Below are 17,357 nucleotides of genomic sequence, written 5' to 3'. Positions count from 1 at the left end.
ATTCAACATTTTTCTACTTTTGGTGCCATGTATTTACATAATAGAAAAGATATATTAAGCATCCATTTCCTTATTCGCTCGAATATCATTTTAGTTTTGTCCACAAACCTCTCATAATCATTCCCTTGGTACATAAAAAAACACCCCTCCAACAGCATAATAGCCGTAGAAGGGATGTTGTCCATATCTGTATCATAGATATAACCAATGTAACCGAGAAAACTACATTGAAAAGCTCTCTCTATCTTACCTTTGCACTTCCTTGGAAGGCTGAATGACAGCTGCAATCTGTGCCAAAATGGCATCCACCGATGCCGGATCATGCACATCATACTCATCAATGTTCAGACGCAGCACAGGGCAAGCTGTAAACTGATCAATCCACACGGAATAGCGCTCGTGCATGTGTTCCCAGTACGAACGGTCCGTCTGAATCTCCATCTCGCGTCCGCGTTCCGTAATACGGTTTAAAATCGAAGGCAGACTGCCTTCCAGATAGATCAGCACGTCTGGATGTGGGAAATACGGTGTCATTACCATCGCTTCAAATAAACTGCTGTATGTCTCGAAATCTGTAGCAGACATGGTTCCTTGATCTGCATGCATTTGTGCAAAAATGCCCGTATCTTCATAGATAGAACGATCCTGTACGAATCCGCCACCCAGTTCAAAAATCTTTTTCTGTTCCTTGAATCGCTCTGCCAGGAAATAAATCTGCAGATGGAAGCTCCAACGCTCAAAGTCATGATAGAACTTCTCCAAATATGGATTATGATCAACTTGCTCTAGAGAGGTCTTGAAGTTCAAACGCTGCGCAAGTGCAGCCGTTAACGTGGATTTGCCCACCCCAACCGTACCTGCTACCGTAATTAATGCATTCGTTGGAATGCCATAGTTATTCATATGATATACTCCTTTACCTGATTAACAATTTGCCTGAAGTGTTCAGGATGTTCCACAAAGTCGAGTTGCTCTGCATTGACCTTAATGATTACTGGCGGATTTGAGCTATTTGCCAGATAGTCCATGCCTGTTTTGTAATCGGCGATCAGTTGTTCCATATATGCCGGGTCCATATCCTGCTCAAATGAGCGTCCACGCTTGTTAATGCGGTACATCAACGTATCGAGTTCAGCTTCAATATAGAGCACCAGGTTGGGCTTTGGCAGATCATCTGTTAACAGATGATAGATTTGACGATATTTATCCCGTTTCGTTCCCTTTAAGGTACGATCGGCAAAAATCATGTTTTTATAGATATGATAGTCTGAAATGACTGGGGTATTCTGCTCTACATAATGAGCGCCCGTGTCTTCCAGCTGTTTAAACCGATTACACAGAAAAAACATTTCCAATTGGAAACTCCACTCGTCGATATCCTGATAAAAGGAAGCCAGAAATGGATTCTCTTCTACGATTTCTTTAACTAACGGAAGATTCAATTCATGGGAAAGCATCGTTGCCAGCGTTGTTTTCCCCGCTCCGATCGGACCTTCCACGGCAATAAACGGGGCTGATTTCATCGTGTTCACTGTTCCTCCTCGTACTTATGCGTGTTTCCGTTTTCTATATAGACCTCACCTATTGTATCACAGCTTTAAGGATTGGAACGCCAGTATTTTATGTATATAACAAGTCAAATCAGAACTAATGAATTACATAAAATGATTTACATTAAAATAAAAAAGACACACTCGATATCATCAAGTGTGTCTTCCTGTTGCTTGGCGGCGTCCTACTCTCCCAGGACCCTGCGGTCCAAGTACCATCGGCGCTAGAGGGCTTAACGGTCGTGTTCGGGATGGGTACGTGTGGAACCCCTCCGCCATCGCCACCAAACGCATAGCTTAGCTTACATTTCAGAGTTGTTGTTCTCTGAAAACTAGATTCGAAACGAGACATGCGAATTACAACTTGCTATTGGATAAGCCCTCGACCGATTAGTACTGGTCAGCTCCATGCATTGCTGCACTTCCACCCCCAGCCTATCTACCTCGTCGTCTTCAAGGGGTCTTACATACTGGGAAATCTCATCTTGAGGGGGGCTTCACGCTTAGATGCTTTCAGCGTTTATCCCGTCCGTACATAGCTACCCAGCGGTGCTCCTGGCGGAACAACTGGTACACCAGCGGTACGTCCATCCCGGTCCTCTCGTACTAAGGACAGCTCCTCTCAAATTTCCTACGCCCACGACAGATAGGGACCGAACTGTCTCACGACGTTCTGAACCCAGCTCGCGTACCGCTTTAATGGGCGAACAGCCCAACCCTTGGGACCTACTTCAGCCCCAGGATGCGATGAGCCGACATCGAGGTGCCAAACCTCCCCGTCGATGTGGACTCTTGGGGGAGATAAGCCTGTTATCCCCAGGGTAGCTTTTATCCGTTGAGCGATGGCCCTTCCATGCGGTACCACCGGATCACTAAGCCCGACTTTCGTCCCTGCTCGACTTGTAGGTCTCGCAGTCAAGCTCCCTTATGCCTTTGCACTCTTCGAATGATTTCCAACCATTCTGAGGGAACCTTTGGGCGCCTCCGTTACTCTTTAGGAGGCGACCGCCCCAGTCAAACTGCCCACCTGACACTGTCCCCGCACCGGATTACGGTACCAGGTTAGAACCTAGATACGATCAGGGTGGTATCCCAACGTTGCCTCCACACAAGCTGGCGCTCATGCTTCAAAGGCTCCCACCTATCCTGTACAGATCGTACCCAAATTCAATATCAAGCTGCAGTAAAGCTCCATGGGGTCTTTCCGTCTTGTCGCGGGTAACCTGCATCTTCACAGGTATTAAAATTTCACCGGATCTCTCGTTGAGACAGCGCCCAAGTCGTTACGCCATTCGTGCGGGTCAGAATTTACCTGACAAGGAATTTCGCTACCTTAGGACCGTTATAGTTACGGCCGCCGTTTACTGGGGCTTCGGTTCACAGCTTCGGATTGCTCCTAACCACTCCCCTTAACCTTCCAGCACCGGGCAGGCGTCAGCCCGTATACTTCGCCTTACGGCTTCGCACAGACCTGTGTTTTTGCTAAACAGTCGCTTGGGCCTTTTCACTGCGGCCCCCTCGTGCTATTCACACTACCGGGGCACCCCTTCTCCCGAAGTTACGGGGTCATTTTGCCGAGTTCCTTAACGAGAGTTCTTCCGCGCGCCTTAGAATACTCTTCTCGCCTACCTGTGTCGGTTTGCGGTACGGGCACCATCACCTGGCTAGAGGCTTTTCTTGGCAGTGTGAGATCATGACCTTCGCTACTATAATTTTCGCTCCCCATCACAGCTCAGCCTTACAATGTGCGGATTTGCCTACACATCAGCCTTACTGCTTAGACGGACATCCATCAGTCCGCGTCACTACCCTACTGCGTCCCCCCATTGCTCATAACGGCTTACGGTGGTACAGGAATTTCGACCTGTTGTCCTTCGACTACGCCTTTCGGCCTCGCCTTAGGTCCCGACTTACCCTGAGCGGACGAGCCTTCCTCAGGAACCCTTAGGCTTTCGGCGGATCAGATTCTCACTGATCTTTTCGTTACTCATACCGGCATTCTCACTTGTATAATGTCCAGCGCTCCTTACGGTACACCTTCAACCCTTATACAACGCTCCCCTACCCCTGATGCAAAGCATCAAGCCATAGCTTCGGTGGTGTGTTTAGCCCCGTTACATTTTCGGCGCAGAGTCACTCGACCAGTGAGCTATTACGCACTCTTTCAATGATGGCTGCTTCTAAGCCAACATCCTGGTTGTCTGTGCAACTCCACATCCTTTCCCACTTAACACACACTTGGGGACCTTAGCTGATGGTCTGGGCTGTTTCCCTTTTGACAATGGATCTTAGCACTCACTGTCTGACTCCCGGAAGTAAGTCTATGGCATTCGGAGTTTGACTGAGCTTGGTAACCCTTGCGGGCCCCGCACCCAATCAGTGCTCTACCTCCACGACTCTGTTTTCCGAGGCTAGCCCTAAAGCTATTTCGGGGAGAACCAGCTATCTCCGAGTTCGATTGGAATTTCTCCGCTACCCCCACCTCATCCCCGCATTTTTCAACATGCGTGGGTTCGGGCCTCCAGTGCGTGTTACCGCACCTTCACCCTGGACAGGGGTAGATCACCCGGTTTCGGGTCTACGTCCACGTACTAATTCGCCCTATTCAGACTCGCTTTCGCTGCGGCTCCGGCTCTTCACCTTAACCTTGCACGGGAACGTAACTCGCCGGTTCATTCTACAAAAGGCACGCCATCACCCCTAAAACGGGCTCTGACTTTTTGTAAGCACACGGTTTCAGGTTCTATTTCACTCCCCTTCCGGGGTGCTTTTCACCTTTCCCTCACGGTACTGCTTCACTATCGGTCGCTAGGAAGTATTTAGCCTTGGCAGATGGTCCTGCCGGATTCATACGGGGTTTCACGTGCCCCGCACTACTCGGGATCCGTCTCGGAGGGAACAGACTTTCAACTACAGGGCTTTTACCTTCTTTGGCGGGCCTTTCCAGACCTCTTCGCTTAACCGGTTCCTTTGTAACTCCATGTGAGACGTCCCACAACCCCAAAGAGCAAGCTCTCTGGTTTGGGCTTCTCCGCGTTCGCTCGCCGCTACTGACGGAATCACTATTGTTTTCTCTTCCTCAGGGTACTTAGATGTTTCAGTTCCCCTGGTATGCCTCTGCATAACCTATGTATTCAGTTATGAGTAACTGGAAATTACCCCAGCTGGGTTTCCCCATTCGGACACCCCCGGATCAAAGCTTGCTTACAGCTCCCCGAGGCAGTTTCGTTGTTCGCCACGTCCTTCATCGGCTCCTAGCGCCTAGGCATCCTCCGTGTGCTCTTAGTAGCTTAACCTCGTGCTCCGGTTTCGACTGCTCGCTTCCCTTGTTTTGCTTGCGCAAAGCCAAAAGTCGCTCCCATTCGATACCATCGTACGTGCAATCTACCGTTTTTATTGAAACTTGTTTAACACAAGTTCAGCTAAAAAGGAATGTTCTAATTCGCGTTTGTTTCGTTTCGATATCTAGTTTTCAAAGAACAAGCTCCATGCAAAAGCAAGCTGTTTGAGAGTTTGAGCTCTCAAAACCGAACAACGAGTGAGTGTTTTGCAGCTAAGCTGCGTATTTGAATGTTTCCGTTGCAGGAAACGATTCTCCATAGAAAGGAGGTGATCCAGCCGCACCTTCCGATACGGCTACCTTGTTACGACTTCACCCCAATCATCTATCCCACCTTCGGCGGCTGGCTCCTTGCGGTTACCCCACCGACTTCGGGTGTTATAAACTCTCGTGGTGTGACGGGCGGTGTGTACAAGACCCGGGAACGTATTCACCGCGGCATGCTGATCCGCGATTACTAGCAATTCCGACTTCATGCAGGCGAGTTGCAGCCTGCAATCCGAACTGAGACCGGCTTTGTTGGGATTGGCTCCATCTCGCGATTTCGCAGCCCGTTGTACCGGCCATTGTAGTACGTGTGTAGCCCAGGTCATAAGGGGCATGATGATTTGACGTCATCCCCACCTTCCTCCGGTTTGTCACCGGCAGTCTATCTAGAGTGCCCACCCGAAGTGCTGGCAACTAAATATAAGGGTTGCGCTCGTTGCGGGACTTAACCCAACATCTCACGACACGAGCTGACGACAACCATGCACCACCTGTCTCCTCTGTCCCGAAGGAAAGATACATCTCTGCATCGATCAGAGGGATGTCAAGACCTGGTAAGGTTCTTCGCGTTGCTTCGAATTAAACCACATACTCCACTGCTTGTGCGGGTCCCCGTCAATTCCTTTGAGTTTCAGTCTTGCGACCGTACTCCCCAGGCGGAGTGCTTAATGTGTTAACTTCGGCACCAAGGGTATCGAAACCCCTAACACCTAGCACTCATCGTTTACGGCGTGGACTACCAGGGTATCTAATCCTGTTTGCTCCCCACGCTTTCGCGCCTCAGCGTCAGTTACAGCCCAGAGAGTCGCCTTCGCCACTGGTGTTCCTCCACATATCTACGCATTTCACCGCTACACGTGGAATTCCACTCTCCTCTTCTGCACTCAAGTCACCCAGTTTCCAGTGCGATCCGGGGTTGAGCCCCGGGATTAAACACCAGACTTAAATGACCGCCTGCGCGCGCTTTACGCCCAATAATTCCGGACAACGCTTGCCCCCTACGTATTACCGCGGCTGCTGGCACGTAGTTAGCCGGGGCTTTCTTCTCAGGTACCGTCACCTTGAGAGCAGTTACTCTCCCAAGCGTTCTTCCCTGGCAACAGAGCTTTACGATCCGAAAACCTTCATCACTCACGCGGCATTGCTCCGTCAGGCTTTCGCCCATTGCGGAAGATTCCCTACTGCTGCCTCCCGTAGGAGTCTGGGCCGTGTCTCAGTCCCAGTGTGGCCGATCACCCTCTCAGGTCGGCTACGCATCGTCGCCTTGGTGAGCCGTTACCTCACCAACTAGCTAATGCGCCGCAGGCCCATCCCCAAGTGACAGATTGCTCCGTCTTTCCAGTTCTCTTCAGGCGAAGAAAACAATTATTCGGTATTAGCTACCGTTTCCGGTAGTTGTCCCAAACTTGAGGGCAGGTTGCCTACGTGTTACTCACCCGTCCGCCGCTAAGTATCAAGGAAGCAAGCTTCCTATCAACTCCGCTCGACTTGCATGTATTAGGCATGCCGCCAGCGTTCGTCCTGAGCCAGGATCAAACTCTCCAATAAAGTATTGAAAAGAGCGATAAGCTCATTTTGAATCTGACGAGATTAAAAATCTCATTTGTGCTCCAGTCGATTCAAGCCAAGGCTTGTTTCAACTTTCGCGTTCATTCTGCAAGCAGAATGTTTACTCACTCGTTGTTCAGTTTTCAAAGATCAAACTTGTTTCGTTACCGAATGTTGTTCTCTTCAGCAACTCTTATATAATATCATGTCCGAACCAACTTTGCAAGCTCTTTTTTTTAAATTTCTTTCGAAGCTTATTTCATTTGCTTGCCGCACCGTGTAAACCGTGTTTTCTTGGCCGGATTAATAATATATCACGTATAGATATTAATTACAATACTTAATTTAATAAAATTCATTTACTACAAATAAACTACTCTTACTGTGTTGCTCTCCTCTATCCCAGTGTAAAGTTTATTATAGCTTAAATGACATTTTTTCCATTCATACATCGCAATACATGTCTAATTGATTTTAAACTTATTAGCCTACATCTCCTCTCTTATATTTTAGCTTCATTAATATGCTCAATTTAGGTTGTCCTTTTATCAAGGTCATGCAAGATTTACTGGGGGCACTGTAAGTTACCACGAGTATAAGTAGAGGTATTATAAAAGATAAACAAAAAAAGTGATGCACGCATATAACTATACGTGAACCACTTTCTTGTGTGTTATTACATTATATATAGAAGGAAACTCTTAATGTTGTGCCTGTGCTGATGCTGGAGGCGTCATCGTCATTTGTCCATTACCTGCTTTTTGCATACCAACTCGCAGCAACGTAATTCCCCACGTAATAATCGAGATCAATAGAAGATGAACCATGTATCCCCCAACTGCTTCTCCACTATAGATCAAACGCATAAATCCCTGTACCCCATTGGAAGCGGGCAGAAAGTTTCCGATATAACGGTAGAATGGCGCCAGCATCTCGGCTGGAATGATATTTCCTGCTGTCATCAACTGGAGCGGAACCATCGCTACATTAAATAGAGGACCTGCATTGCCAAACAGGGCAAAGCTCATTTGTGTAAAACAGATACAAGCCAGACTCACCAGCACATGATACAGATACAAAGCGCCGAAGGAGCTCGCAACATCTGTGAACTGAAGAGCTACTGTATCCACAATTAGGGGAACAATCAAAGCTATACACAATAACAGCAATTGCCGTCCCCAGAAGATTTCCCATTTGGAATGGGTACGCTTCATGATATTCGACGTAATATTAAACTGAATATTCATAGTCATCGAAGCAATATAGGTGATAAACCCCAAAATCATGGGCAGCATCGATGTTGCAAAATCACTCACGCTGTTCGTTTTATTAATTTCAGCCTTCACAGGCCCTTCATTCATCTTCGCCATCGCTTGTCCAATAGCTGCACTCAGTTCATCGCTATTTATACTATCGTTATTGAGTGTCACTTGAACCTTGGATTCCAGAATCCCTTGACCCATTTGTGCAGTCATTCCGGTCGCAGCATGTTCCACAATGGATTTGGCTACATCGGCATTTCCCTGATTGATATAAAAGGGTAAGCTCGCCTCTGTGCCTCCTGCAATCTGGTCAGTGAATCCTTCCGGAATAACAATAACCATCGCATAGTTACCTGCATTCATCTGTTGCTCAGCTTCCTCGGCAGAACCCAGTACATTGACATGGAAAGGCGCGAGCGTTTCAATCTGCTTCTGCACCTCTTTTCCCTGTGTCCCGTCTTCGTTCACCAGAGCAACTTGAAGTTGATCCACTCTCTCCGTGGCTTGATGATAACCCGTCATCCAGATCACAACAAATAACAGCGGAACAATCAATGCAAAAACCAACCCTATTTTTGTCTGTGGCACTTTAAGAAAATCTTTGAAGCTTCTCATTCGTTCACGACTCCCATTAGTTAAAATTAAAATAATTGCACTACATATATATGCACATGCACATAATTGCTCAAAAAAATTTATTTCATCTTTTCATAGATACGATTCATCACATTCATGAATGCTTCAAGCTCTTCAGGAGAACATTCGGCGAGTGCCTCTTGCTCTTGCTGTTTTGCCTTTGGTGTCAGAACGTTATTCATTTCCAGTCCTTCCGCCGTCAAACAAAGCAAAACCGCTCTGCGATCCTGTGGATCTTCTTCTCTTGTCACCAGACCTTTGCGAATCAACTTGTCTATAATTTTGCCTACCGTTGTCTGGTCCCGCACTGTTAATTCAGCCAGTTTTTTCTGTGATATATGACTTCCAGCCTTGCTCAATTCATTCAAGACTGCAAATTGTTCCGGAGTAATATCCTGTTCACTCAGATTTCTGGTTGTTGTTTTTTTGTATGCCAGATACGTCCGTGACAGAATCAGTCCAAGTGGATTTTCATCCATATTAACAGGCATGCTGTTGCTCCTTTCTCTATATAGTAGCACTACCATCTAATTTGCGTAAGCTCTATATTATTACCATATTTACATTACTGTCAATTTAATTTTTTATCTTTTCAAGCAAAAAGAGACCCACCCGTTAGTCAGGCAGCTCTCTCCTCTGGCATCGTCAAGCCATACTTACTCGGGCTTGCCACTTGAAGTTTCGGTATCGTCCTTCTTCTTTGTGCCTTTACTTTTATAAGGCTTCGGTGCACTTTTCGCCCGGTTAGCAGCGGCTTGCCAACGGTTCCAGCCTTTTTTACCTGTACCACGGCCGGTGCCGCCTTTTCCTTTTGCATTGCTCATGTTATCACTCCAATAATCCTGTATATGCTTAAAAATGACCGTCCTCGGTAACTTATTATGCAACCCAGCCCATCTAATTCACTTCCAGCATTTCTTATTATACCAAAAATCCACGTCTTTACGTCCATTTCCATAAATCATTGTATTGTTATTCTGTTATGAAAGCGGTATAGTGGACATAATTGAAAGAGGAAGCTGCGTCTTCTTCGGGATTGTTACTGGTAAGCAGGCGATACCCAAACCAAGGCTATTAAGCCTTAGTTTGGGTTTTTTGTTTTTATTACGACCAATTGAGGTGAAACACATATATGATCATCCGTCAGATTTTTAACAACAATGTCATCCGGGCTGAGAACCAGGTTGGTCACGAATTTGTTGTCATTGGCAACGGTCTTGGCTTCAAAAAGAAAAACGGACAGCCCGTGGATGAGGATAAAATCGAAAAAACCTTTGTGCTGAAATCGGATAAAATACCACAAAAATTAATCGATCTGATTGGGGAAACATCGGTCGAATATTTGAAGTTAGCGGACGAAATTGTGGGCCATGCCAAAAAGGAAATGGGCGATATTTTTAGTGATAATATCTATATATCATTGATCGATCATATTCAGTTTGCTATTACCCGGTACCGTAAATCCGTCGGGCTGAAGAATTCTCTTTTGTGGCAGATCAAGAAGTTTTACAAGAAGGAGTTTGGGGTTGGTATGAACGCTGTGGAGCTGATTCAGGAACAATTCGGTATCCAAATGGATGAACATGAGGCCAGCTTTATTGCGATGCATTTTGTAAACGCTCGTCAAGATGCTCAGGGCATGAAACAAACCGTTGAAATTACCGAAGTTATTGATGATATCTTCAACATTGTGACCAACCACTACCAGATTGCTCTGGACGAAAATTCATTTAATTATTCACGGTTTATTACCCATCTTCAATATTTTGTGCAGCGAATGTTGAGTAATGAACAGGAGCAATTTGCTTCAGGAGATAACTTTCTGTATGAGCAGGTGAAGGACAAATATAGCAAGGCATTTGAATGCACACAGCGGATCAATCAGTACCTTGAAGACAAGTTTGAAAGTGCTATGTCCATTGATGAAAAGGTGTATTTGACGATCCATATTCAACGTGTCACTTCCCGTAACGAGCTGCTGGACGCGGAATAAAAAAAGCTTGCAAACGATTTCGGCGTCATATATAGTAGGTCTCACAACTTAACGACAAGGATTGTTACTGCTCAAGCAGGCGATACCTAAATGATTGGCAACAGGTCATCTTTCCGATGATCATAGCCATTCGTTTAGGTATTTTTTTGTTTTCAGGCAATCTTAACAACAAAGGAGAATGAACATGGATCATAAAAAAATGGGGGATGACATCGTTCGTCTCGTCGGCGGAGAAGCCAATATCAATGGTCTTGTCCACTGTGCGACCCGGCTGAGATTCGACCTGAAAGATTCCAAAAAAGCCGAACGCGAAACGCTTGAAAAGCATGACGGCATTATTACCGTTGTCGAAAGCGGCGGCCAGTTCCAGGTGGTCATCGGTAGTAACGTGGCTCATGTATATGCGGAGATTATGAAAAACCGGGATTTCGGAGGAGATTCCTCCTCATCGGCTGAGTCTACAGGGGAAAAAACCTCGCTATTATCCAAAGTTTTTGAAATTATATCCGGAAGTTTCTCGCCGTTAATCCCGGCTATGGCAGGATCAGGTATGTTAAAAGCTTTGCTGACTGTCCTGACCATGCTCGGATGGATGTCGGATACAAGTGACACATACTTGATTTTATCCGCTGCCGGCAACGCTGTATTTTATTTTTTGCCCATCTTCCTTGGGATCACACTGGGTATGAAGCTGAAAGCCAATCCTTATGTAGCTGGCGTAATTGGTGCCGCTCTGATGGAACCGAGTTTCACCGGGCTGATGGATAAGGGTTCAGATGTATCATTCCTGGGTATCCCGGTTGTCATGATGAATTATTCAGCCAGCGTATTCCCAATCTTCATATCCATTAGTATCTACGCTGTTCTCGATAAGTTACTCAAGAAAATCATTTTGAAAGACCTGCAATTGTTCCTTGTACCAATGATTGCTTTGATGATTATGGTTCCTCTGTCCGCAATGGCCTTTGGACCATTCGGTACCACGGTAGGTGACTGGATCTCCTCGGGCGTAACTTGGCTCATTGGTGTCAGCGGTATATTATCAGGGGTTGTACTGGGTGGATTCATGACCTTCATGGTTGTGTTCGGACTCCACTGGGGCTTCACTCCAATCACGATACAGAATATCGGGGTTGGCGGCGATCCGATTGAAGCCATGGCTGCTGCAGCTGTATTTGCACAAATCGGTGTAGCCTTCGGTATTTTCCTGAAAGCCAAAAAGAACAAAACCCTGCGCACTCTTGCTGGCTCAACCAGCCTTACAGGTTTACTTGCAGGAGTCACTGAACCAATTGTATATGGTCTGATCCTGCGTTATAAACGTGTGATTCCTATCGTGGTTATCGCAGGTGCGATCGGCGGTGCCATCAATGGTCACTTTGGTGTTAAAATGACTGCTTATGTGTTCCACAATATATTTGCCATTCCTGTCTATACACCAACGGTTGTCTACGTAATTGCGATTGCCTGCTCCTTTGCGGTAGCCGCGGTATTAACGGTGATGTTTGGTTATGAAAGCAAAACCAAAGACAAAGTTTCCGCGACCAATGAATCTGTCCCCCACACGTCAGTTGAAAGTACGCCGGCAGAACTTCCTGTCGTACCTGAGACCAAAACAACGGAGATCAAGAAAGAACAAATTTATAGCCCACTTACTGGTAAAGCCGTAGCACTGAATACCATTAACGACCCAGCCTTTTCGACTGGTGCTATGGGCAAAGGTTTGGCGATTGTCCCTGAGATTGGCGAAGTTGTCGCTCCCGTAGATGGCGTTGTCACTTCCCTCTTCCCAACTGGACATGCCATTGGATTAACAACCAACGCAGGAACGGAAATCCTGATTCATATCGGCATCAATACAGTAGCGCTAAAGGGAAAACACTTCTCTCCAGTTGTTCAGGAAGGTGATATCGTCAGACAGGGCGATCTGTTGATCCTGTTTGACATCGATAAGATCAAGGAAGCCGGATACGAAACCGTAACCCCTGTCATTGTGACCCTAACGCTGCAAGAAGTAGATGTGTTCGAAACAACTCAGGAACAGGTACAGAAAAATGATGTCCTGCTGACTCTCGTTGTCTGACCCAACTTATCTTATACGAATTCAACTTAGGAGGAACTAACTATGAAACATACTCAACTGAAACCATTTCCTAAAGATTTTTTCTGGGGAGGTTCAACCTCTGCCTATCAGATTGAGGGAGCCTGGAATGAAGATGGTAAAGGCCCTTCTGTCATCGACATGGGGAATCATGTGGAAGGCGTAACCGACTTCAAGGTAACCAGTGATCATTATCATATGTACAAAGAAGATGTGGCGTTGCTCGCCGAAATGGGCTTCAAAGCCTACCGTTTCTCCATCGCATGGACACGCATCTATCCGCAAGGAGCGGGTGAGGTAAATCCGAAGGGACTCGCCTTTTACGATTCTCTCATTAATGAGTTAATTAAATACGGTATTGAACCCATTGTGACGATGTATCACTTCGATCTTCCTTATGCGCTTGAAGAAAAAGGCGGCTGGTCCAACCGAGCAACGATTGATGCTTTTGAACAATATGCCAAGACCCTATATGAGAACTACGGAGATCGGGTTAAATATTGGCTGACCATCAACGAACAAAATATGCTAATCCTGCATCCTGGCTCTCTGGGTACACTGGATACAACACTTGTTGATCCGCAAAAAACACTGTATCAGCAAAATCACCACATGCTGGTTGCTCAAGCTAAAGCCATGGTCCTGTGTCATGAAATGCTGCCTGAAGCCAAGATTGGCCCAGCTCCCAATATCGGTGTAATTTACCCGGCGAGTTCCAAACCAGAAGACACACTCGCGGCTGATAACTATGCTGCCATTCGTAACTGGCTCTATCTCGATATGGCGGTATATGGACGTTATAACCATATTGCCTGGAGTTATCTCGAAGAGAAAGGATATACACCTGTCATTGAAGACGGAGATATGGACATCCTGGCTCAAGGAAACCCTGACTTTATTGCGTTTAACTATTATACTTCCCAAACGGTTGGTGAAAGCCTGAACGATGGTAATGACTTCTCCCATACAGGAGACCAGCATGAAATCGTAGGTGAACCGGGCGCATATAGAGGATCTGTGAATCCCAATCTGCAAAAAACGGAGTTTGGCTGGGAAATTGATCCCGTGGGCTTCCGCTCTACCCTGCGCCAGATCTACTCCCGTTATCACCTGCCATTGATTGTTACGGAAAATGGTCTGGGTGCCTTTGATAAACTGGAGGAAGGCGACGTGGTTAACGATCCATATCGTATTGAATTCTTCAATAAACATATCGAACAGATTCAACTGGCGATTACGGACGGCGTGGATGTATTTGGCTTCTGCCCTTGGTCTGCGATCGATCTGGTCAGCACACATCAAGGGTCGAGCAAACGTTATGGATTCATCTATGTGGATCGTGAGGAATTCGATATCAAGGAATTGAGACGTATCCGCAAACAGAGTTTCCACTGGTATCAAAAACTGATTGAAACGAATGGAGAAATTCGTTAATACACGCACTAATAAAAAAGTCGACTGCACATGAAACATGTGTAGTCGACTTTTTTGGTGTTGATGCATTGATATGGAAGCGTTCTTTTCCAATTATAAAATTACATTTCAGCCTTCGGTTGTTTTACCGCTTTGGCCCCTCTGAGTACTCGTAGGGATAACAGGAAACAGATCGCCAGAACGGCAGCTGCCGAAACATAAGGATAGTTAATATTCACATCGAACAGCGCTCCAGCTACGATTGGACCTGCGATATTCCCCAAACTGGTATACGCCGAGTTCAGTCCGGCCACAAAGCCCTGTTGTTCTTGTGCCAGTTTGGACATCTGTGTACTGATCGCCGGACGTAAAATATCCATACCCAGAAAGACGATAAACGTTACGACGAGAATCATCCAGTACGTACTTACAAACAAGGTCAACAGTACAAATACGGCTACAAATAACAGACAGACTGAAATGACCATCTTTTCACCAAATCGATTGAGCAACCAACCGATCAGGGATACTTGCACAACCGCACCTGCGATGGAACCAAATGTAATAATAAATGCAATGTCTTTGGTCGTGAAGCCAAACTTGTGATCCACAAATAGTGAAAATACCGTCTCATAGTTCGCTAGACCAAATGCCATAACAAATACAATAATCAAACTGAAAAAGTACGGTTCACGGTATGAATTCAGCAATTGGGATACCATACCCGGAGCTTTGGCCTTCGTTAAACCAGGGATAGGTTTACTTTGTTCTCCTGTACTTCGTGCAGATTCCGGCAAAATAATCAATGTAATGATGGATGCCAGCAAACCGGCAACCCCAGCGGCGTAGAATGGAATTCGAATGCCAAAGTCCGCAATGTATCCACCAATTCCCGGACCGATGATAAATCCGGTTGTAATCGCTGCATTAATCAAGCCCATACCTTTGCCGCGTTCTTCCTCTGTTGTAATATCTGCGGTGTAAGCCATAACCGCCGGGAAGATCATCGCCGCACCAATACCGCCTAACATCCGGGCTGCGAAGAGCAAGACTGGTGCATTGACCGCACCAAACATAAACTCGGATACGGCAAAGATCAGCATGCCGCCAACGATAATTTTTTTACGTCCCCATGTATCCGACCAACGACCCGCAAGCGGGGAGAACAGAAACTGGGTGAAGGAAAATGCCGCTACCAGCAATCCAACCGTGAATCCGGTGATATGCAGTAGATCCATATACGCAGGCATGATCGGTACAACCAGACCAATACCCGTAAAAACGAGAAAAATATTAAACATTAACAGCAGCAGTGCGCCCCTGTTCCGTGTTAGTAATGCCATGATTCCATCCTCCGTAGTTGTCAAAATGTTGCTTAAGCTTTATCTTTTGCAATCCCGTGCAAGAATACACTAGCGGCCTGGCGGTATAACGCAAGAGCCTGATCAGGCTCCATCCCCCGTGACATCTGACTAAGGCCAATAATGGTACTTTCCAATATGAGCGCGAGATTATCTACATTGTCTGCTTTGAACTCACCGCTCTCAATGCCTTGCTCTATCATTTGTTTATTAAATTGAATATGCCGCTCAAACATTAAGGAGATCCGCTCCTCAATATCATTTTCTTTCTTTTCCCCTGTGAAGAACTCATCAGCTGCCTTCGTCAGCGGGTGATTCATATCATCCATGACGAGTTGTTCCGCCAAACCATAAATTTTCTCCGTGGAGGTGCGATAGAGATGTTCTTTGGCCGCCCAACTCTCTTCCCACTCCCGGTCCCACTCATCGATTAGATAGAGGAACAGACCTTCCTTACTTTTAAAATGGTAATATATATTGCCTTTGCTGCTGCCCGTCGCAGCTACAATATCCTCAATGGACGTTGCTTTATAACCTTTTTGTACAAAAAGGGCTTTGGAAGCATCCGCAAGTTTCTTCTTGGTCTGCTCAGTCTGTAGTTGTTTTTTATTCATATTCATTCCATTTCACTCCGTCCCATCCATACTGAACATTCGTTCTGTATTTTAACAGATGCACCCAATATAAGCAATGAAAAAGGAGAATTGGCACGCATGCCCACTCTCCCTCAACAATCATTTCACTTTTTTACCTTTACCATGCAATATTTTCAGTTGACCATTCTCATAACCCAACTGATACTCGACCCGATATTGCGATAGTATATATTCCCCATCTTTGCGTTCATTTGCTGTAATCATTGCCTTCACTTCCATCTCGTCATCGCCTTTATTGACTGAGGATACCTCACTGATGGTCACCTCACTTGTATTCAGATATCCTTCTCTGAACTTGGCATATGTTGTAGCACTCTGCCACTCGCTTCCGAGCAGTGCATAAGCGGTGACATAATCACTCAGATTAAGACTTGCATAAAAGTCCGTTACAATTCCTTCTGCTTGCAATGTCTTAGTGGCTGAACCCAAGTGAGTATCTCCAGCCGTCCGCACCGACGTTGTGCCAGAAGGATTTTTGGACCATGCCTGAACCTGCTTGAGCACACTAGTCATAGGAATACTGAATCCTATTCCCCCCTCCTGTTCCACGACCGCCGAATTAATGCCGATCACTTCACCAGTCTCCGCACTAATGAGTGGTCCACCACTGTTGCCATGGGTTATTGGTGCCGAGATCTGATAGAGGTTACTATAGATGTAAGGCGCTATTTCAAAGCTACGCCCCAACCCACTGATGATTCCGGTTGTTACGGTGTTCTCTAGCCCAAGTGGACTACCCAATGCCAGAATCTCGTCTCCGGTCTCAGCTTTGGATTTGGCGATGATTAACGGCTTAACTTTTTTCAAATCAGGAACTCTGACTACAGCTACGTCTGTTTCATCACCAATACCAATAACCGTCCCCTTATATTCCTCATGGTTCAAGGTCCGAATAGTTACTTCATTCGCCCCCTCCACTACATGGGCATTGGTCACGACATCTCCCTGATCATTGTAGAGAAAACCGGAGCCCAATCCGCTGCTACTCTCGATCGTTACAACTTTCTTCTGGCTTTCTTCTATAATCTGTTTGCGTGTCTTCTTCACAGGTTGCTTGGAGGCAGTCGTGGCTGCCGCATTTTCCGTTTCCTTCGCGGCAACAACTGCCAGTCTGGGCCCATCCTGCAACTGATCTGCTGAATGCTGGTGTATCCAGAACACGCCCCCTGCTCCAGCACCAATGATAATAGCACTGGATATGATCATACTCCATGTTCGTTTGGTCATTCC

The 17,357-nt window shown here is 46.2% G+C and carries 11 protein-coding genes and 3 rRNA genes; 3 read left to right on the top strand and 11 right to left on the bottom strand.

Annotated elements, in window-relative coordinates:
• Positions 1–246: 246 nt before the first annotated feature.
• From MHI52_RS04790 to MHI52_RS04755, 8 genes are all read right to left on the bottom strand, one after another.
• Positions 247–903 (bottom strand): deoxynucleoside kinase, encoded by a 657-nt coding sequence (locus MHI52_RS04790; RefSeq protein WP_036672670.1) that lies wholly within the window; start codon positions 901–903, stop codon positions 247–249.
• The gene (locus MHI52_RS04785) at positions 900–1,523 is read right to left on the bottom strand and encodes a deoxynucleoside kinase (RefSeq protein WP_017690540.1); all 624 of its coding nucleotides are present in this window, start codon (positions 1,521–1,523) and stop codon (positions 900–902) included. The genes MHI52_RS04790 and MHI52_RS04785 overlap by 4 nt, the downstream gene beginning before the upstream one ends.
• A 199-nt stretch (positions 1,524–1,722) precedes the next feature.
• A 5S ribosomal RNA gene (gene rrf, locus MHI52_RS04780) occupies positions 1,723–1,839 on the bottom strand.
• Between the two features lie 81 nt (positions 1,840–1,920).
• Positions 1,921–4,846: ribosomal RNA gene (locus tag MHI52_RS04775) — 23S ribosomal RNA — on the bottom strand.
• A gap of 306 nt (positions 4,847–5,152) precedes the next feature.
• Positions 5,153–6,705, bottom strand: a 16S ribosomal RNA gene (locus MHI52_RS04770).
• The 16S, 23S and 5S rRNA genes sit together here, the layout of an rRNA operon.
• Before the next feature lie 701 nt (positions 6,706–7,406).
• The gene (locus MHI52_RS04765) at positions 7,407–8,582 is read right to left on the bottom strand and encodes a YhgE/Pip domain-containing protein (protein ID WP_076253738.1); all 1,176 of its coding nucleotides are present in this window, start codon (positions 8,580–8,582) and stop codon (positions 7,407–7,409) included.
• 80 nt (positions 8,583–8,662) lie between these two features.
• Entirely contained in the window at positions 8,663–9,094 is a 432-nt protein-coding gene (locus MHI52_RS04760) for a MarR family winged helix-turn-helix transcriptional regulator (protein ID WP_036605963.1), read from the bottom strand.
• A gap of 165 nt (positions 9,095–9,259) precedes the next feature.
• Positions 9,260–9,427 carry a DUF3934 family protein gene (locus tag MHI52_RS04755; RefSeq protein ID WP_074093608.1) on the bottom strand — a complete coding sequence of 56 codons (168 nt, stop codon included), beginning with the start codon at positions 9,425–9,427 and terminating at the stop codon, positions 9,260–9,262.
• A 308-nt stretch (positions 9,428–9,735) separates the two neighbouring features.
• On the opposite strand from MHI52_RS04755, the gene licT reads away from it, so the two are divergent.
• The 3 genes from licT (at position 9,736) to MHI52_RS04740 (ending at position 14,131) form a co-directional block, all read left to right on the top strand.
• On the top strand, positions 9,736–10,596 hold the full coding sequence (gene licT, locus MHI52_RS04750; RefSeq protein ID WP_339189717.1) for a BglG family transcription antiterminator LicT: 861 nt from the start codon (positions 9,736–9,738) through the stop codon (positions 10,594–10,596).
• A 184-nt stretch (positions 10,597–10,780) separates the two neighbouring features.
• The gene (locus MHI52_RS04745) at positions 10,781–12,679 is read left to right on the top strand and encodes a beta-glucoside-specific PTS transporter subunit IIABC (protein WP_127546729.1); all 1,899 of its coding nucleotides are present in this window, start codon (positions 10,781–10,783) and stop codon (positions 12,677–12,679) included.
• A 42-nt stretch (positions 12,680–12,721) separates the two neighbouring features.
• The gene (locus MHI52_RS04740; protein WP_074093605.1) at positions 12,722–14,131 is read left to right on the top strand and encodes a glycoside hydrolase family 1 protein; all 1,410 of its coding nucleotides are present in this window, start codon (positions 12,722–12,724) and stop codon (positions 14,129–14,131) included.
• 101 nt (positions 14,132–14,232) lie between these two features.
• Here MHI52_RS04740 and MHI52_RS04735 read toward each other — a convergent pair whose 3' ends face one another.
• The 3 genes from MHI52_RS04735 to MHI52_RS04725 all read right to left on the bottom strand — a co-directional run bounded on the left by MHI52_RS04735 (position 14,233) and on the right by MHI52_RS04725 (position 17,354).
• Positions 14,233–15,453: an MFS transporter gene (locus MHI52_RS04735; protein ID WP_062327247.1), complete on the bottom strand. Its 1,221-nt coding sequence runs from the start codon at positions 15,451–15,453 to the stop codon at positions 14,233–14,235.
• Between the two features lie 32 nt (positions 15,454–15,485).
• A complete protein-coding gene (locus tag MHI52_RS04730; protein WP_036606079.1) occupies positions 15,486–16,085 on the bottom strand; it encodes a TetR/AcrR family transcriptional regulator in 600 nt (199 codons plus the stop codon).
• 120 nt (positions 16,086–16,205) lie between these two features.
• A complete protein-coding gene (locus tag MHI52_RS04725; RefSeq protein ID WP_340389118.1) occupies positions 16,206–17,354 on the bottom strand; it encodes a trypsin-like peptidase domain-containing protein in 1,149 nt (382 codons plus the stop codon).
• Between the last annotated feature and the right edge of the window lie 3 nt (positions 17,355–17,357).

Source organism: Paenibacillus sp. FSL H8-0283, assembly GCF_045040675.1.
GTDB classification, from domain to species: domain Bacteria; phylum Bacillota; class Bacilli; order Paenibacillales; family Paenibacillaceae; genus Paenibacillus; species Paenibacillus amylolyticus.
This window is presented reverse-complemented; position numbering and strand designations above follow the sequence as displayed.